This window comes from Streptomyces sp. NPDC004721 (genome assembly GCF_053601495.1).
In genome coordinates this window covers 1-18,458 of the sequence record NZ_JBSGBZ010000011.1, presented here as the reverse complement: position 1 = coordinate 18,458, position 18,458 = coordinate 1, and the positions used below count along the sequence as shown (strand labels likewise).

The 18,458-nt window shown below is 72.7% G+C and carries 13 protein-coding genes; 11 read left to right on the top strand and 2 right to left on the bottom strand.

Translation table 11 applies throughout. The annotated features are described in order from the left end of the window. Positions 1-166 precede the first annotated feature (166 nt). The 3 genes from ACWEK3_RS12405 to ACWEK3_RS12395 all read left to right on the top strand — a co-directional run bounded on the left by ACWEK3_RS12405 (position 167) and on the right by ACWEK3_RS12395 (position 5,097). Positions 167-1,726 (top strand): DUF4331 domain-containing protein, encoded by a 1,560-nt coding sequence (locus ACWEK3_RS12405; protein ID WP_453249647.1) that lies wholly within the window; start codon positions 167-169, stop codon positions 1,724-1,726. Positions 1,727-1,864: 138 nt separating this feature from the next. Continuing rightward, the gene (locus ACWEK3_RS12400) at positions 1,865-3,445 is read left to right on the top strand and encodes a tetratricopeptide repeat protein (protein ID WP_453249646.1); all 1,581 of its coding nucleotides are present in this window, start codon (positions 1,865-1,867) and stop codon (positions 3,443-3,445) included. Positions 3,446-3,621: 176 nt separating this feature from the next. Further along, a complete protein-coding gene (locus tag ACWEK3_RS12395; RefSeq protein ID WP_453249645.1) occupies positions 3,622-5,097 on the top strand; it encodes a nickel transporter in 1,476 nt (491 codons plus the stop codon). A gap of 114 nt (positions 5,098-5,211) precedes the next feature. Here the strand turns inward: ACWEK3_RS12395 and ACWEK3_RS12390 are convergent, their stop codons facing one another. Further along, positions 5,212-6,021, bottom strand: coding sequence for an SGNH/GDSL hydrolase family protein (locus ACWEK3_RS12390; protein WP_390726626.1), 810 nt, complete (start codon positions 6,019-6,021; stop codon positions 5,212-5,214). Positions 6,022-6,281: 260 nt separating this feature from the next. Between ACWEK3_RS12390 and ACWEK3_RS12385 the strand changes: the two genes are divergently transcribed. The 6 genes from ACWEK3_RS12385 to ACWEK3_RS12360 all read left to right on the top strand — a co-directional run bounded on the left by ACWEK3_RS12385 (position 6,282) and on the right by ACWEK3_RS12360 (position 14,827). Next, positions 6,282-6,707 carry a hypothetical protein gene (locus ACWEK3_RS12385; RefSeq protein WP_450538774.1) on the top strand — a complete coding sequence of 142 codons (426 nt, stop codon included), beginning with the start codon at positions 6,282-6,284 and terminating at the stop codon, positions 6,705-6,707. Position 6,708: 1 nt separating this feature from the next. Continuing rightward, positions 6,709-7,803 (top strand): GNAT family N-acetyltransferase, encoded by a 1,095-nt coding sequence (locus ACWEK3_RS12380; RefSeq protein WP_453249644.1) that lies wholly within the window; start codon positions 6,709-6,711, stop codon positions 7,801-7,803. A 392-nt stretch (positions 7,804-8,195) separates the two neighbouring features. After that, complete coding sequence (locus ACWEK3_RS12375; protein WP_141362394.1) at positions 8,196-9,026, top strand: glycosyltransferase family 2 protein; 831 nt, start codon at positions 8,196-8,198, stop codon at positions 9,024-9,026. Then, positions 9,023-10,093, top strand: coding sequence for a glycosyltransferase family 2 protein (locus tag ACWEK3_RS12370; protein ID WP_450538778.1), 1,071 nt, complete (start codon positions 9,023-9,025; stop codon positions 10,091-10,093). Before ACWEK3_RS12375 ends, ACWEK3_RS12370 begins: the two co-directional genes overlap by 4 nt. Beyond that, on the top strand, positions 10,090-10,905 hold the full coding sequence (locus ACWEK3_RS12365; protein ID WP_450538780.1) for a polysaccharide deacetylase family protein: 816 nt from the start codon (positions 10,090-10,092) through the stop codon (positions 10,903-10,905). Before ACWEK3_RS12370 ends, ACWEK3_RS12365 begins: the two co-directional genes overlap by 4 nt. Continuing rightward, the gene (locus tag ACWEK3_RS12360; protein ID WP_450538782.1) at positions 10,898-14,827 is read left to right on the top strand and encodes a lipopolysaccharide biosynthesis protein; all 3,930 of its coding nucleotides are present in this window, start codon (positions 10,898-10,900) and stop codon (positions 14,825-14,827) included. The genes ACWEK3_RS12365 and ACWEK3_RS12360 overlap by 8 nt, the downstream gene beginning before the upstream one ends. 30 nt (positions 14,828-14,857) lie before the next feature. Here the strand turns inward: ACWEK3_RS12360 and ACWEK3_RS12355 are convergent, their stop codons facing one another. Further along, positions 14,858-16,276: a GH39 family glycosyl hydrolase gene (locus ACWEK3_RS12355; RefSeq protein WP_450538784.1), complete on the bottom strand. Its 1,419-nt coding sequence runs from the start codon at positions 16,274-16,276 to the stop codon at positions 14,858-14,860. Between the two features lie 143 nt (positions 16,277-16,419). On the opposite strand from ACWEK3_RS12355, the gene ACWEK3_RS12350 reads away from it, so the two are divergent. Beyond that, entirely contained in the window at positions 16,420-17,514 is a 1,095-nt protein-coding gene (locus ACWEK3_RS12350) for a DUF5925 domain-containing protein (protein ID WP_450538785.1), read from the top strand. A 37-nt stretch (positions 17,515-17,551) separates the two neighbouring features. Continuing rightward, positions 17,552-18,343: a DUF72 domain-containing protein gene (locus tag ACWEK3_RS12345; RefSeq protein ID WP_384424422.1), complete on the top strand. Its 792-nt coding sequence runs from the start codon at positions 17,552-17,554 to the stop codon at positions 18,341-18,343. Positions 18,344-18,458: the final 115 nt, after the last annotated feature.

The window sequence follows — 18,458 nt, the reverse complement described above, 5'->3', positions numbered from 1 at the left end:
GCACGCGGGGCACGCGGCGTGCGCGCCCTTCGGATGAAGTACGGATCCGCGGGCCGAAAACGCGGGTCGAGCGGCGGGAAAAGAAATCCGCCGGCGGACCGATCCGTCCCGGCCCGGTCTCCGAATCCCCGTACGACAGGCAAGTCGGCACTGAGGACGGATCGGCATGACACCTTTCTCCAGTCTCTCCAAGCGCGGCGGGGGAACCCCCAGGCGTTCGGCTCCCGGGGAGGGACGCAGAGGCCTCGCCTCCCTCGTCTGCGGCGCGCTGGCCGCCGGGGGGCTCGCGGCCGCCGGCACGGCCGTGCTCGAACCCGGGCGGGCCGCCGCCTCCAGCCACCGAGAGGCGCCGCTCGTCTCGGGCGCCCCGCAGTACGACAACACGGACCTGTACGCGTTCGTCAGCCCGGACAAGCCCGACACCACGACCCTGGTGGCGAACTGGATACCGTTCGAGGAGCCGGCCGGGGGTCCGAACTTCTACACGTTCGCGGAGGACGCCCAGTACGACCTGCACATCGACAACGACGGTGACGCGCGGAGCGACCTGGTCTTCCGGTACACGTTCAGGACGCACGTCAAGGACAAGAACACGTTCCTCTACAACACGGGCCCGGTGCACAGCCTGGACGACCCGAACCTGAACGTGACCCAGGCGTACGACGTCGACCTGATCAGGCTGCGCCACGGGCGGGAGGTGTCCACGACGCGGCTCGCGGACGGTGTGCCGGTGGCGCCGTCGAACGTCGGCAAGGCGTCGATGCGGGACTACGGCGCGCTGCGGAAGCAGGCCGTCCACCGGACGCCGGGCGGTGCGGCGACGTTCGCCGGGCAGGCCGACGACCCGTTCTTCGCGGACCTGCGCGTCTTCGACCTGCTGTACGGCGGGGACCTCTCCGAGGTCGGCGACGACACGCTCAAGGGCTACAACGTCAACACGATCGCCCTCCAGGTGCCGAACGACCTGATCCGCGAGTCGGCCGGGCAGCCCGTCGTGGGCATCTGGTCGACCACGCAGCGCAAGAACGCCCGCGGCGGCTTCACGCAGGTCTCGCGCCTGGGCAACCCGCTCGTCAACGAGGTCGTCAACCCGCAGAAGGACAAGGACGTGTTCAACGCGTCCTCGCCCTACGGCGACGCGCGGTTCCTCCGGAACGTCACCCATCCCGAACTGCCGAAGCTCGTCGAGCAGATCTACAAGATCAAGGCGCCCGCCGAGCCGCGCGACGACCTCGTGGAGGTGTTCCTCAAGGGCGTGAAGGACCTCAACCAGCCGCCGTACGTGCGGCCTTCGGAGCAGCTGCGGCTGAACACCTCGATCGCGCCGAGCCCGCATCCCAAGCGGCTGGGCGTCCTCGACGGCGACACCGCGGGCTTCCCGAACGGCCGCAGGCTCACCGACGACGTGATCGACGCGGCGCTCCAGGTGATGGAGGGCGCTCTGCTCGGCGCGAAGAACGACCTGGGCGACGCGGTCGACGCGAACGACAAGGAGTTCGAGAGCTCGTTCCCGTACGTGGCCGAGCCGACGTCCGGTTCGCGCGGACGGGCCGCCGGGAGCACGGGCGCGAACGTGCGCAGCGGGCCGGGCGACGCGTTGCGGCCGGCGGGCGCCTCCGGGGACACGATGCTGATGGCCGGTTCGGCGGCCGCGGGAGCGGCCGGAGTCCTGCTGATCGGCACGGGTCTGTCCTGGTGGCGCCGCCGCTCGCAGCGCCCGTACTGACCCCGTACCGACTCACGCCCCCACCGGCCGGCGCGGCCCGCGTTCCACCCATCCCCCACGACGCGGGCCGCGCCACCCCACGCGAACCCGGCCGTACCGGCAGTACGGCCCGACCACCCAGGCGACCAAGGAGAGGGCATGGCCCGGCGCGACGATCCCATCCCACCTGACCGCGGACACCACGCCACCGGTCCCGCGACGCCCTCGGAGAACCGGCCCGCCGAGCCCGAACACGGCCCGGCGGACCCACCGAGGGAACACCACCGCGAACACCCGCACGACGACACCCCCGCGGCCCCGGCGGAGCGCGAGGCCGAAGGCCCGCAGGACGGCACCGGCGAGGGTGTCGACGGAGCCGTCGCGGACGGGCGCGTCGCCGCGGCGGGACGCCGCCGGCGGCGGGGGCCGCTCGTCGGACTCGTGGTGCTGCTGGCCGTGGCGATGACCGGGGGTGCCCTGGCCGTGGGGACGGGGCGGGACGGCCACGATGCGGCCGGCCTCGCGGGCGGCGCCGTGGCGCCGGAGCTGCTCGCCGGGGGAAGTCCGGGCACCGACATCACGTCGCTCCAGGCGCGTCTGCGGGTGCGGCCGAAGGACCACGCCGGCTGGGCCGCCCTCGCGCTCGCCTACGTCGAGGAGGCGCGGACCAAGGGCGATCCCTCGCGGTACCCGCAGGCCGAGAGGGCGCTGGCGCGGTCGCTGAAGCTGGCGCCCGGAAACGACCAGGCCCTCGCCGGCCGCGCCGCGCTCGCCGCCGCCCGGCACGACTTCGCCGGCGCCCTGACCCACGCGGACCAGGCCCTGGAACAGAACCCCTACAGCGAGCGCGCCCTGTCCTCCCGGATCGACGCCCTCGTCGAACTCGGCCGGTACGACGCGGCGTCCGAGGCCGCCGACACCGCCGACGCCCGGCGCCCGGGCGTGCCGGTCTTCACGCGCTACGCCTACGTGCGCGAACTGCGCGGCGACGTCACCACCGCCCGCCGTGTCCTCGAACAGGCGCTCGCCGCCGCCACCTCCCGCGGCGACATCGCCTACGTCGCCACCCAGCTCGGCCAACTCGCCTGGAACCAGGGCGACTACAAGGCCGCCCTCGGCCACTACGCGCGGGCCCTGGCCGCCGACGACGGCTACCTGCCCGCCCTGGAGGGCCGCGCCCGCGCCCGGGCGGCGAGCGGTGACCTCGCCGCCGCCGTCAGGGACTTGGAGGACGTCGTCTCCCGCTACCCGCTGCCCGGACCGCTCGTCGCGCTCGGGGAGCTGTACGAGGCCCGCGCCGCCGCCGGCGACCGGGCGAAGGCGCGGAACCAGTACGCCCTCGTCGACGCCTGGATCGCGCTCGCCCGTGCGGGCGGTGTCAACGCCGACCTCGACACGGCGCTCGCCGCCGCCGACCACGGCGACGCCGGGGCGGCGCTGCGCGCGGCCCGCGCCGAGTGGGCCCGCCGGCACACCGTGCACACCGCGGACGCGCTCGCCTGGGCACTGCACCGGAACGGCCGCGCCCGGGAAGCCCTCCCCTACGCCCGGCGGGCCACGGCCACCGGCTACCGCAACGCCGCGTTCCTCTACCACCGCGGCATGATCGAGCACGCCACCGGCCACACCGACGCCGCCCGCACCCACCTGACCGCCGCCCTGAGGCTGAACCCCGGCTTCTCCCCCCTCGGCGCCCGCACGGCACGCACGACCCTGAAGTCCCTGGAGACAGCCCGGTGAAGCACCTCCGTCCACTCCCCGCCGCCACGGCCGCCCTCACCAGGGCGCTGCACAGGAACGACCGTGTCCGGGAAGCCCTCCCCTTGCAAGGCCGCCGCGAACGCGAACCGCGCCTTCTCCCCCCTCGGCGCCCGCACAGCACGCACGACGCTGAACTCCGCGGAAGCGGCCCGGTGATGCGCCTCCGCCCACTCCGCGCCGCCGCGGCCGCCCTCGTCGCGGCCTGCGCGCTCGTCCTCGTCCCGGCCGGCGCCGCGAGCGCGCACCCGCTCGGAAACTTCACCGTCAACCGCTACGACGGACTGGTCGCCACCCCCGGCGCGCTCCGCGTGGACCACGTCGAGGACCTCGCCGAGATCCCGGCGACCCAGGCCAAGCCGGACATCGAGCGGATCGGCCTGACCGCGTGGGCCCGGCAGCGGTGCGAGAAGGCCGCGCGGGACAGCGCCGTCACGGTCGACGGACGCACGGTCGCCCTCACCGCGCACGGCAGCCACGCGCGCGTGCGCCCCGGCCAGGCGGGCCTCGACACCCTCCGGCTGGAGTGCGGGCTGAGCGCGCCGCTGCCCGAGGGGGCCACCGCCGCCGTCGGCTTCCGCGGCGCGGAGGCGTCCTCCGGGCCCGGCTGGCGGGAGATCACGGCGCGCGGCGACCGGATGACGCTCACCGCGTCCGATGTGCCGAAGACCTCCGTGTCCGGCGAACTGACCCGCTATCCGGCACGGTTGCTGTCCTCCCCGGCGGACACCTCCACCGCGTCCCTGCGGGTGCGGCCTGGCGGCCCCGCGCTCGCCGACGAGCGGCGCGACGCGCCCGCCGCCTCCGTGCTGCCCCGCGGCGCCGACCGCTGGACGCGGGCCCTGGACCGCCTGGTCGCCCGGCACGACCTCACCCTCGGCTTCGCCGCCCTCGCCCTGGTCGTCGCGGTCGGGCTCGGCGCCCTGCACGCCCTGGCCCCGGGCCACGGCAAGACCGTCATGGCGGCGATGGCGGCGGCGCGCGGCGGCCGGGCCCGCCCGAGGGACGTCCTGCCGCTGGCCGCCTCGGTGACCGTCACCCACACCCTCGGCGTGGTCGCCCTCGGGCTGCTGGTGGCGGCCGGCTCCGCGGCCGCGCCCTCGGTCATCGCCTGGCTGGGCGTCGCCGGCGGTGTCCTGGTCACCCTGGCGGGCGCCGGCCTCGTACGCCGCGCCTGGCGCAACCGCGACCACGGGCACGGGCATTCGCACAGCCACGACCACGCTCACGACCACACCCACGGCCTGGAACACTCCCACGGCGGCCACACCCACACGCACCCCGCGGTCCCCACCCTCCGCGGCACCCTGCTCCTCGGGTTCGCCGGCGGGCTCGTGCCCAGTCCGTCCGCCGTGGTGGTCCTGGTGGGCGCGGCGGCGCTGGGGCAGGCCTGGTTCGGGCTGCTGCTCGTGGTGGCGTACGGCGTCGGGCTCGCCCTGACCCTCACCGCGGCCGGGATCGCCGTGGTGAAGCTGGGCAGCGGCGCGAACCGGCTGCTGGACGGGCGCCCCCGCTGGACCGCGGGCCCGGCGGCGGCCCTGGTGCGCAGGACCGCGCCGCTCGGGTCGGCGTGCGCGGTCGTCGCCCTGGGGGCCGGGCTGATGCTCAAGGGGGCGGCAGCGGCACTGGGCTGAGCACTGGCCGAGAGATCCCGGAGGCCCGGCCCGAGGGGCGGGCCGGCGCGGCGGAGACCCCGTCGGGCGGAGTCTCCGCTTCGGGCGCGAAGAGGCCCTGGTGGTGACGGTGGGTCAGGCCGCCTTGGTGAACACGGGGAGGTAGCCGCCGGAGTGGCCGGCCGCCGTCGGGTGGTAGGACTCGCCGATGTTGAGCCAGTTGACGCTGTGCAGCCAGGAGCTGCCGGAGCAGATCTCATGGCCGGTGAAGGTGGTGCGGACGTCGCCGAAGACGAAGCCGTGGTTGGCGGCGATCTTGGCGGTGGCGGCGTCGATGTAGTCGGCGGCGCCGTTGATGGCGGAGCGCTTGGCCTCGCTGAGCCCCAGGCAGAGCTGGCCGAGCAAGTAGAAGCGGGGGTAGCCGATGACGACCACGCGCGCGTTGGGAGCCTTGGAGCGGATCGTCGAGTAGAGGTTGTTCAGCTTGCCGGGCAGCGTCGAGTCGACGTACGCCTTGGCGGTGTTGATGCGCGAAAGGCAGTCGCTGTCGGACTGGAGCACACAGGTCGTCATGACGTCGGAGAACCCGGCGTCGTTGCCGCCGACGGTGATCGAGACGAGGGTGGTGGCGGAGTTGAGCGGACCGAGCTGGTTGGCCAGTACGTCGTCGGTCCTGGCACCCGAACAGGCGGTGAAGGAGAACGACGACGGGGAGTGGGCCGCGTTCCACAGGTAGGGGTACGCGTTCGTGCTGCGGTTGCAGCTGCCGCTGGAGCTGATGTAGCTGCCGGCGCCCACGCCGGAGGAGTAGGAGTCGCCGAGGGCCACATACGGGCCGTTCGCCGCCAGTTGGGACGCCTGCGCCATCGTCGCCCCGGTCAGGGCGAAGCCGATGGTCAGGAGGAGGGAACCGATATAGGCGGAAATTCGGGAACTTCGTCTCATGGAACCTCCCTTTAGCAGGATCTCTGCCGTAACCGTCGTAGCAGCTACGCGTGTTGACTGGAAGTGTCCATGCCAAGACTTTTCAGCGATCAACGAAATTCGTTGTGGCACAAGGGGCTTGGGAGGTCGGGAACCGGCCACTCGAACGGAGTTCGCAAGCAGGCGAGAACCCGTACGGGCGGCTTCCGCATCTTGACGGGCGGCGCGGGCTGCGCGACATTGAAGCCCGGCATCCGGCGCTTCGGGGGGCAAAGTCGCCAATGCAGACCATACGCATCAAGACAGCTTCAACACCGGGCAGTCAGCGGGCGCGGCCAGGGCCGGGGAGGGACCTGTCACCGCTGCTCGCGGGCGCCGCGACGGCAGTCGGGGGGATCGGTGCGCTGCTCGCGCTCACCGGCTCCGACTCCCCTCTGCGCGGCCCGTTGACGCTGTTCTTCCTGCTCGCGGCGCCGGCCGCGGCCATCGCCGCCGCGCTGCGCGGGCTGGATCCTTTCGGTCGCGTCCTCGCCTCGGTGGCGGGCGCGGTCGTCCTCGACATGCTGGTGGCCCAGGGGATGCTGGCCGTGCACCGATGGTCCGTCAGCGGCGGACTGCTGGCCGTCACCGCGTTCAGCTCCCTCGTTCTCCTGCTGGTTCTGGTGCGGCGGCAGCGCGGCCGTACGGCGAGAAGACAGGGCTCCTGACGTGGACATCAACGTGTACCGCCCCGGCGAGCTGAGCGCCGCCGACCGGGCGGCGTGGACCGCGATGCAGTCCAAGGCTCATCTGCACGGTGCGGAGGAACTGGGGAACCCCTTCCTGTCACCCGAGTTCGCGCTCGCGGTGGGCCGGTGCAGACGCGGGGTGCGGATCGCGGTGGTCCGCGAGGACGGCGAGCCCGCCGCGTTCTTCCCGTTCCAGAGATCGGCGACCGGCGTAGGCCGGGCCATCGGGCTCGGCGTCTCCGACTGCCAGGGCCTGGTGCACCGGCCCGGCTTCACCTGGGACGCCCGTGAGCTGCTGCGGGCCTGCTCACTGGCTGTCTGGGAGTTCGACCACCTGGTGGCGGGCCAGGAGCCGTTCGAGGCGGGAGCCTCCGGCAGCTTCCCGTCCCCGGTCATGGACGTCGACCAGGGCTACGACACCTACGTGCGCGAACTGCGCGCCCGGTCGCCGAAGTTCACCCGGACCACGCTGGCCAAGGAGCGCAGGCTGGGCCGTGACACGGGCCCGGTGCGCTACGTCCACGACGAGCGCGACCCCGCCGCGCTGCGCAGGCTGATGGCCTGGAAGTCCGCCCAGTACCGGCGGACCGGGCGCAGCGACCGCTTCGCGCACGAGTGGATCACCCGCCTGGTGACACAGCTGTTCCACACCCGCTCCGACTCCTTCGCGGGGATCCTGTCGGTGCTGTACGCGGACGGCCGGCCGGTCGCCGCCCACTTCGGGCTTCGCTCCGAGCGGGTGCTGGCCTGCTGGTTCCCGGCCTACGACCCGGCGTACGCGAAGTTCTCCCCGGGACTGATCCTGCATCTGCGCATGGCCGAGGCGGCCGCCGCCGACGGCATCGCGTACCTGGATCTCGGCCGGGGCCAGAAGGAGTACAAGGACTCCCTGAAGACACGTGAACTCAGCGTGTCCGAAGGGTGGGTGACACGCCGCCACCCGGTGGCGGCCGGGCATCGGGCGCGCCGCGCCCCGGTCCGGGCGCTGCGCAACGCGGTGCTGTCGCGGCCGGAACTGTTCGAGCCCGCGGACAGGATCCTCAAACGCATGGGACAAATCCGTTCCAGGCGCTGAACAGTACGTACAGGGTTTCGTTACGGCAAAACCAACAAAAACGTGAGGCCTCGTTCCAGGTCTTGCCATACTGGTTCAATCATCAATACCGTCGTACATCTCACCCGCATCGGTCCGTCGGCAAGCGGCTCTAGGGGAGGGCTCAGGGCCTGGACGTTCCGGCGCGGAGCGCGGTAGGGGGGTGCCGTGCTCGGTGACCACAGGTGTGACCGAGCCGTGCCGCGCGACCGGCTGCCGTTCTTCCGGCAGGCCGGACAGCTTTGCCAGCTCACCCGGTGTGTTCGGAGAGCCGTTCCGGCGCGCCCCGGGTGATCAACCCCCCTTTCGAACCGGATACACAGCCGGGCCGCCCGAGGGGCGGGCGGTCCGCCGGACGAGAGGGAACACGACTCATGAGCTCCGTTCTGCGCTCGCCTTCGTCGGAACAGGATCCGACGCTCGCCGCGGAATACCGGCCCATTTCCTCGCACTTGGCCATCACACCGCCGGTGAGCGTGGTGATTCCCGCCATGAACGAGGCCGAGAATCTGCCTTACGTCTTCAAGACACTTCCGGACTGGATTCACGAAGTGGTCCTCGTGGACGGCAATTCCACCGACGACACCGTCGAAGTGGCCCGGGAACTGTGGCCCAAGGTGAAGGTCGTCGACCAGCGCGGCAAGGGCAAGGGGGATGCCCTGATCACCGGTTTCGAGGAGTGCACCGGCGACATCATCGTGATGGTCGACGCGGACGGCTCGGCCGACGGCGGCGAGATCGTCTCCTACGTCTCCGCCCTGGTCTCGGGCGCGGACTTCGCCAAGGGCTCCCGGTTCGCCAACGGCGGCGGCACCGACGACATGACCTTCATCCGCAAGCTCGGCAACCGGGCCCTGTGCGCCGTGGTCAACCGCAAGTTCGGCGCCCGCTACACCGACCTGTGCTACGGGTACAACGCGTTCTGGCGGCACTGCCTGGACAAGATCGAGCTGGACTGCACCGGCTTCGAGGTCGAGACGCTCATGAACATCAGAGTGGTCAAGGCCGGACTGAAGGTGCAGGAGATCCCCAGCCACGAGTACCTGCGCATCCACGGCGCCAGCAATCTGCGCGCCGTGCGGGACGGGCTGCGGGTGCTGAAGGTGATCCTCAAGGAGCGCTCCAACCGGCGCGAGCTGCGCCGCCAGGGCCGCCAGGCCCGCCGGTCACCGATGCTCGACGCGGTGCGGGGAGAGGCGTCTTGAGCGGTCTCGGCATCTCCGTCGTGATCTGCGTCTACACCGAGGACCGCTGGGAGGACATCCTCGCGGCGGTCTCCTCGGTGCGGGCGCAGTCCCGGCCTGCCCTGGAGACCCTCCTGGTGGTGGACCACAACCCGGCACTGCTGGAGAGGCTGGCCGAGGAGTACAAGGAGTACCGGGACGGCGGCGAGGTGCGGGTGCTCGCCAACGCGGGCCCGCGCGGCCTGTCCGCCGGCCGCAACACGGGCATCGCCGCCTCCCGCGGCGAGATCGTCGCCTTCCTCGACGACGACGCCGTGGCCGAGCGGGACTGGCTGCGGCACTTCGCCGAGGGGTACGCGGACCCGCGGGTCATGGCCGTCGGCGGCCGGACGGTCCCGGTCTGGGCGTCGGGCCGCCGGCCGGTCTGGTTCCCGGAGGAGTTCGACTGGGTGGTGGGCTGCACCTACCGCGGCCTGCCGCCGGGCCGGGTCCGGGTGCGCAACGTGCTCGGCGGCAACGCCTCCTTCCGGCGTACGGCGTTCGACGCGGCGGGCGGCTTCGCCACCGGTATCGGCCGCGACGGCGACAAGCGCCCGCTGGGCTGCGAGGAGACGGAACTGTGCATACGGCTCACCCGGTCCCGGCCGGACGCGGTCCTCCTGATCGACGACCGGGCGGTCATCCACCACCGGGTGCCCGAGGCGCGCGAGCACTTCCGCTACTTCCGCACCCGCGTCTACGCGGAGGGCCTGTCGAAGGCGCTGGTCGCGCGGAGTGTCGGCGCGCAGAAGGGCCTCGAGTCCGAGCGCCGGTACACCACCCGGGTGCTGCCCGCCGGGGTGGCCCGCGGGCTGCGGGACGCGCTGCTGGCCCGGCCGGGCGGCGCGGGCCGGGCCGGCGCGATCGTCGCCGGGGTGCTCACCGCCGCGGGCGGCTACGCCGTCGGCAGTGTCAGGGCCCGGCGGGGCGGCACAGGGTTCTCGGTGACCTCGGTGACCGGGATCGCGCACGCCCCGCGGGACGGGAGGACCGGGCAGACCCCGCGGAGCGGGGGAACCGGGCAGGACGAGGGGGGACGCATCGCATGAACGGCCCTACCAGCGCACCCGTGCCGGTGCTCATGTACCACGCGGTCGCGCCGGAGCCCAACGAGGCCACCCGCGAACTATCCGTGACGCCCGAGGCGTTCGCGGAGCAGATGGCCGTGCTCAAGGACCGGGGCTTCCAGCCGGTCACCACGGCCCGGCTGGCCGAGCACTGGCGTGGCACGGGCCTGCCGCCGCTGCCCGCGAACCCCGTCCTGATCACCTTCGACGACGGCTACGAGGGCGTGCACCGCTACGCGCTGCCGACGCTGGACCACTACGGCTTCCCCGCCACGCTGTTCGTCTCCACGGGCTGGATCCGCGGCGCCCACGACACCGGTGGGGGCCTGGACACCATGCTCGACTGGGACCAGGTGCGCGAACTCGCGGCCGGCGGGGTCGAGATCGGCGGGCACAGTCACACCCACCCGCAGCTCGACCAGCTCGACGACGACACCCTGTGGTCGGAGCTGATCCGCTGCAAGGAGATCGTCGCCGGTGAACTGGGCACCGTGCCCGCTTCGTTCGCCTACCCCTACGGCTACTCCAGCCGCCGGGTACGGGCCCGGGTGCGGGCCGCGGGCTTCACCCAGGCCCTCGCCGTCGGCAACGCCCTGGCCCGCCGACGGCAGGGCCCGTATGCGCTGCACCGGCTCACGGTGCGCCGCAGCACGACCACCGAGGAGTTCGAGCGGATCGTCCAGGGCCGCGCGATCACCCGGAACTTCGCCAGGGACCGCGCCCTCACCAAGGGCTACGCCATGGTCCGCAGAGCCCGACAGGTCCGCCGGAAGGCCATCAGCACCCGTGTCTGACACGACCACCACCACCGAGGCATCAGCCACCGGGCCCGAGGCGACCGAGCAGCCGGGGCGCCGTCTGCGGCTGCCAGGACGGGGCCGGTCCGCCGGCGGCAACCCGCTGTTCCGCAACGCCTACGCGCTGATGCTCAACACCGGGATCTCCGCGGTGCTGGGCCTCGGCTACTGGCTGGTCGCGGCCCGCTACTACTCCGACGACGCGGTCGGCCAGGGCTCGGCCGCCATCGCCGCCATGAAGCTCCTCGCCGGGCTGACCGCGGTCACGCTCACCGGGGCCCTGGCCCGCTTCATCCCGATCTCCGGCCGCGCCACCGGACGGCTCATCGCCCGTACGTACGTGGGCAGTTCGCTCATCGTGGCGTGCGCGGCCGGGGTGTTCCTGCTCACCCTCGACATGTGGGGGCCGTCGTACCGCTTCCTGCACGGGCTCGCCCACGGCCTCGGCTTCGTCGTCGCCGTCATGGCGTGGAACCTGCTCACCCTCCAGGACGGGGTGCTGACCGGGCTGCGCAGCGCGCCCTGGGTCCCGGTGGGCAACACCGTGTTCTCGGCGGTGAAGCTGGCCCTGCTGGTGGGGCTCGCCGTCGCGATCCCGACGACCGGCGTCTTCGTCTCCTGGGTCGCGGCGATCGCCTTCTCCATCGTGCCGCTGGGCTGGCTGGTGTTCCGGCGCCTGGTGCCCCGGCACATACGGGCGACCGAGGACCACGCCAGGCCGCCGACGGCGAAGGAACTCGGACGGTTCCTGGCGGGCGACTACACCGGCTCGCTGTTCTCCCTCGCGGTCGTCTACCTGGTGCCGGTGATCATCGCCGCGCAGGTCAGCTCCGCGGACAACGCGTACTTCTACATCACGACCACCATCGGCGGCACGGTCAACCTGCTCGCCATCAACATGGGTGCCTCGCTGACCGTCGAGGGGTCGCACGACCCGGCCCGGCTGGCCGCCAACACCCGCGCGGCGCTGAAGCGGATGGCCCGCATCATGCTGCCCATCTGCGGGCTGCTGTTCCTGCTGGCCCCGTACATCCTGCACGTCTTCGGCGAGGGCTACGCGCACGCGGCCACCCCGCTGCTGCGCTGGTTCGCCGTCGGCGCGCTGCTTCGGGTCGTGATGGAGACGTACTTCGCGGTGCTGCGCGCCCAGAGCCGTACCGCGGGACTGGCCTGGCTCCAGGGCCTGTTGTGCGCGCTGGTGCTGGGTCTGACGCTGCTGCTGCTCCCCCGGATGGGGCTGACCGGCGCCGGCGTCGCGGAGATCTCCAGCCTCGCCGTGATCGTCGCGATCGCCGCGCCGAAGCTGTACCGGACCGTCAGGGCCGTGCCCGCCGCCGGCGTGCCCGACGACGCGGCACCCGACGGGGACCTCGCCGACCTGGGGGCGCGCGAGGTCCCCGCCGATACCGCACCGCACCGGCGGCCCGCCTGGGCAGTGGAGTCCGACACCCTCGCCCTGGGCATCCACGTCGACTTCGACCACGTGGAGCGCCGGCCGGACGTACGGCCCGGACCGGGCACCCCGCCCGCCGGCACCGCCGCGGTGGACCCCGACCGGCCGCCGGCCGGGCCGCACGGCCCGGAGGCTCTGGGGCTCCCGGTGAAGGAGCTGAAGCCGGTCTCACCTTCCTCGCCGGGACCGGCCGAGCGGGAGGTGGACGCCCCGTTCGGGACGGAGGAACGAGCCGTCGCACCCGGCGGTCCCAACTCCACCGGAGAGCAGGCCGCAGTACCGGACGGCCCGTACTCCACCGGCGAGCGGGCCGTCGTACCGGAGGCGCATTTCACGGCCGGGGGCCTGGACCTCGTGCCGAAGGTGGGGACCTCGCCACCGGAGGCCGCGGCGGAGGAGGACCTTCTCGCCCGGAGCGGGCCCGACCCGTCCTGGCGGGAGCGTCTCGCGCCCACCCGGGCCGGCGTCCTGCTCGGTTGTCTGCTGACCACGGCACTGCTGCTGTACTGGGTGCCCGCGCTGCGCCTGGACGACTCCGACCTGGACCGGATGGGCGGCCTCGGCCTCGTCTCGGTGCTGCCGCTGCCGACCCTGGCCGGCGCCGCGCTGCTGATCGGGGTGTTCGCCGCGCTGCTGTGGCTGCGCCGCGAACACCGGGCGCTGCTGCTGGTCACCCTGGTCGCCACCGTTGTCTCCCTGCACGCGCTGCCTGCGGTGATCGAGAGCGAGCCGCGCTTCGCCACCGCCTGGCAGCACCTCGGCTTCATCGACTTCATCGACCGCACCGGATCGGCCGTGCCGGACCTGGACGCGCGGTGGAGCTGGCCCGGGTTCTTCGCGGTGGCCGCCTTCGTCGCCCGCGCATGCGGTCTGAGCGACTTCACCGAGGTCATCCGCTGGTGGCCGCTGACCGTCCAACTGCTGTACCTACCCCCCATGTTCCTGCTGACCCGCTCGCTGCGGGCGAGCTGGCGGGCCAGGTGGACCGGCGTGTGGATCTTCGTGCTGAGCGGCTGGGTGGGCCAGGACTACTTCTCCCCGCAGGGCTTCACCTATCTGCTGTACCTGGCCTTCGTGGCGATCCTCCTCGTCTGGTTCCGGGCGCCGCGGATGCTGTGGACCAAGGCCCGGCCGGGCGAGGCGGAGGTGGAGCCGGCCGACCGGCGGCAGCGGGCCGTGCTGCTCCTGGTGGTGATCGGCCTGTTCGCCGCCAGCGTCCCGGCGCACCAGCTCACCCCGTTCGTGATGCTGGGCGTGCTGGCCGTGCTCGTCCTGGTCCGCAGATCCGAACTGCGCGGCCTGCCCGTGCTGTTCGCGGTCCTGGCGGCGTTCTGGCTGGGCTTCATGGCCGAGCCGTACTGGTCCGGGCACTTCGACGAGCTGTTCGGCGGGGTCGGCGGGGTCGGCAGCAACGTCTCGACGTCCGTCTCGGGCCGGATCCAGGGTGGCGACTCGACCCACCAACTGGTGCTGTACACGCGCGTGCTGCTGGCCGGCTCCGTGATGGCCTTTGCCTGCTGGGGCTGGTGGCGGCGGCGCGAGAACAAGTACCGCGAGCGGTCGCTGCTGGTGCTCACCTTCGTACCGTTCCTCGGCTTCGGCATGCAGTCCTACGGCGGCGAGATGGCGCTGCGGGTCTTCATGTTTGCGCTGCCCGGGGCCGCCCTGCTCGGCGCGCTCGCGCTCTTCCCGCGCACCGGCGCCACCGCCGAGGAACGGGACAAGGACCGGGTGAGCCTGGCGCCGCTGGCCGCGCTGATGGCGGGCCTGCTGCTCATGGGCGGCTTCCTGGTCGCCCGGTGGGGCAACGAGACCTTCGAGCGGATCCGGCCCGGCGAGGTCGCGGCCATGGACTATGTGTACGCCCACGACAAACCGACGGTACGGCTGCTGTGGCTGAGCAACGACCCGGCCACCAACGTCACCCCGGCCATGCCGTGGGGCGCGCGGGACATGGAGCGCGTCGACTACGTGCCCACCCTGGCACCGACCGACCCGGTGCTGGTCTCCGGCCTGGTCAAGTCGCTCAAGGACGCGGGTCCGAACGCGTACCTGATGGTCAACCGCAGTCAGGTGACGTATCTGCGGATGGACGTGGGCTACTCGGCCACCTGGGAGTCACGGCTCGTGCGCCACCTCGACGACCGGCGGGAGTTGAGGAAGGTCCTCGGCAACGACGACGTGACCCTGTACGAGCTGCGCGAGCAGCCCTCCGGTCCCGTGCCCGAGCCGGATCCGGGGCCGATCGGGCCGAGGGTGACGTGGACGCCGTGGTCGGTGGTCGGCGGAGTCGCGGCGCTGGCGCTGACCGTGATGCTGACGGCGCGGGAGGTCCTCCGGGTCGCGATGCGGCCCAGTGTGCGCCGGCTGCGGTGGCTCCAGGGCAGCTTCTGGTTCTCGCTGCCGCTGCTGGCGGTGCTGTTCGCCTCGCTGGTGCAGCGGTTCCTGACCATGGGGGGCGGCTGAGCGGACGGCGGGTGGAGCGGCTCCGGCGGACTACCGCTGGAGCCACTTCACCTCGTACGCCTTCATGTCGAAGCGCCTGCCGTCGATCTGCGCGCTGATCGTGCGGTTCAGGATGTTGACCACCAGGACGGTCCGGTCGTCGGCCAGCACGCGCACGTTGGGCACGTCGTCCGGGGCGACGGACACCGTCCGGTACCCGGCTCCCGGCGGGAACGCCCGGTTGAAGCGGGAGACCAGGTCGTACATGGGCAGCTCCCGGCCGCCGCCGGAGGAGTCGGTCGGGGTCCACAGGCAGCCGGGGCAGTCGCCCGTGCGGTTCTCCGGGTTCCAGTAGAAGCCGGTGGAGGCGCCGCCCTTGGCCATGGCGATCAGGCCGGCGGCCTGGACGGCGACGCGGTGCGGTTCGGACCAGTCCTTGCGGTCGTCGTTGCGGTCGGCGGGCTCGACGTAGTACTCGGCCCACCACAGCGGCAGGCCGCCCGTCTGCCGCCGCACCCACCGGCCGACGTCCGTCAGCTTGTCGGTGGCGCGGAACTCGTCGGGCAGCAGGTCGTCGTCCTTGGTGTAGCTGGAGCCGTCCACGACGACGAAGTCGGCGCCCGCCTTGTGCTGGTTCCAGTAGGCGAAGGCGTCCAGGACCCGCTGGTCCAAGGCTCCCCAGGGGCCCCGCAGGACGGTGGAGGCGTCCTGCTTCTGCCGCGGGTCGACACTGTCCATGACCAGGTACGGTCCCCCCACCATGATCTTGGGGTCGACCTGCTTGAGCGCCTTGTGAACCAGGTTGTAGAGCTCGGTGTAGCCCTCGTAGTCCCAGCGGCCCTCGGCGTTGTTCCAGAAGCCCTTGAACTCGTTCCAGACGATGAAGTGGCGTACGTCCGGATAGCGTTTGGCGACGGTCGCGGCGAGTGCGGCGTAGTCCTTGTAGTGGTCGCGGGTCGGCGCGGTCTCCAGGGCGTCCTGGCTCCAGTCGGTGTTGTCCACGCCGGCCCGGCCGCCCTTCATCCAGTCGGGCGCGCAGCACAGCGTGATCACCGGAGTGCCGCCCGAGGCGCGGACGAAGTCGATCCGCCGGTCCAGCGCCTCGAAGTCGTAACGCCCCTTGACCGGCTCGGGGTTGTCGGCGCCCCAGCCCATGATCGCCTGGTTCTGCGGCAGGCCGCCGTCCTTCGACAGCAGCGCCCCGACCCGGCCGGTCGCGGCCGCGCTGCCCTCGTCGGCGCTGAACTGGGTGTGGGTGAAGCCCCAGCCGACGTCCGGCTCGTCCGCGTTCCGCGGGGTCGCCGGTGTCCCGTGCACCTTGTCGCCGTGGCGTGTGGTGCCCTCGGTACTCGCGCCGCCGGGCAGCGTGCTCAGCAGGGCCACGACCAGGGCCACCGCCATCACTCCCACGCCGAGCAGCGCGGGGAGCCGCCACCGCCCCGCCTCCGGATTCCCCCCATGACGTCTCATCAAGGACAACAGTAAGGGCGGAAATCATCCGCGGGACAGGGTTCCGGCAGGCTCGGCCCACAACAGGCTCAGTCCGGGCGCCGGCACGGGACGCGCGGGGGAAACCGGGTGCGCACGGCGCCCGCGTGACAGATCATGGCGGCATGTCCGCGAACCCACACGACGCTCTGCCGATCCGGCTCACCGTCGACGACTCCGACTCGCCGTCCGACGTCGTCGACGCGCTGTTCCTCGGCCGCTTCGCGACGGGCGAGCAGCCGTACTCGCACGCGGCGAACATCGACCGCGTGCGCCCCGGCGCCACCCTGCTGCCCAAGGACGCCCGGGTGCTGCGCGCGGCCCGCGACGACGACCGCAGCGCGACCCTCGCCGAGGGCGAGGGCTGGACGCTGCTGGTCTCCCGGTGGAACCGGGGCGCCGACGTCACTGTCACCGCGACCAGCGCCGAGCTGGCCGCGAAGGTGCTGGAGCAGGCGACGGACGGCGCCGCGGACGAGCCGGAGCCGCAGCCGGAGAACGTGACGATGGGCTTCTGGTACGTCTCGCCCCGGCGCGGCCCGCACCGCACCACACGGCAGATCGCGGCGGGCACCTGGGACGAGCTCCGGCCGAACTACACCGCCCCGGTCGCGGACGCCATGGACCGGCTGATGAAGACGACCCCCGAGGACATCGCGGGCCGGCTGCTCCTGCTGCACGGCCCGCCGGGCACGGGCAAGACCTCGGCGCTGCGGACCCTGGCCCGGTCCTGGCGCGACTGGTGCCAGGTGGACTGCGTGCTGGACCCGGAGCGGCTGTTCAGCGACGTCGGCTACCTGATGGACATCGCCATCGGCGAGGAGGACGCGGCGGGCAAGGGGCGCTGGCGGCTGCTTCTGCTGGAGGACTGCGACGAGCTGATCCGCGGCGAGGCGAAGCACACCGCGGGCCAGGCGCTGTCCCGGCTGCTGAACCTCACCGACGGCCTGCTCGGCCAGGGGCGCAACGTACTGGTCGGGGTGACGACCAACGAGGATCTGGAGCGCCTGCACCCGGCCGTGGTCCGCCCGGGCCGGTGCCTGGCCCGTATCGAGGTGGGCCGGCTGACCCGCCGGGAGGCGGTGGACTGGCTGGGCACCGAGGAAGGGGTGAGCCGCGACGGGGCGACCCTCGCCGAGCTGTACGCGCTGCGGCGGGGCACGTCGCCGACGGCGCTGCCGGAGCCGCGCGAGGGGGCCGACGCGGGTCTGTACCTGTGACGGGTCCCCGTGCGGGAACCGGTGCTTTGATGGGCGTATGACCCTGTTCGTCGGGACGTCGGGCTGGCAGTACAAGGACTGGCGGGGCGTGCTGTACCCGCAGGGGTGCCCCACGCGGCTGTGGCTGGAGGAGTACGCCGCCGCCTTCGCCACCCTGGAGGTCAACAACGCCTTCTACCGGCTGCCCGCGCGGGAGACCTTCGAGGCCTGGCGGGAGCGGGTTCCGGCGGACTTCGTGGTCGCGGTGAAGGCGAGCCGGTACCTCACCCACATCAAGCGGCTGAAGGACCCCGAGGAGCCGGTGCACCGCCTGATGACGCACGCGGCGGGCCTCGGCGACCGGCTGGGCCCGGTACTGCTCCAGCTCCCGCCGACCCTGCGCGCGGATCCGGAACTGCTGGACGCCTGCCTGGCGTGCTTCCCGTCCGGCACCCGGGTCGCGGTCGAGCCGCGCCACGAGTCGTGGTGGACGCCGCGGGTGCGCGAGGTCCTCCGGGCCCGGGGCGCCGCCCTGTGCTGGGCCGACGCCTACGCCCGCCCGGTCACGCCGCTGTGGCGGACGGCCGGCTGGGGGTACGTCCGCTTCCACGTGGGCCGCGCCCGGGCCTGGCCGCACTACGGCCGGCGGTCACTGGAGACCTGGGTCGACCGGATCGCCACGACCTGGCCGGGCGAGCGGGACGTGTACGCCTACTTCAACAACGACCCGACGGGGGCGGCCGTCCAGGACGCGGTGGTGTTCGCCCGGGCGGCCAGGAGCGCGGGCCTGGCGGTGACCCGCACTCCGGCGCTCACGGGCGACCGGCAGAAGGTCCCGCCGGGCCGGTGACTCGCGGGGCCGCCGCTCCCCTAGACGAGTCATTCCGATGTGATTAGTGGTCGTAGGCGATCAGGGATCGCATGACCGGCTGTCCGGTCTTGTGGTTGTGCCAGATCGCCGCGGC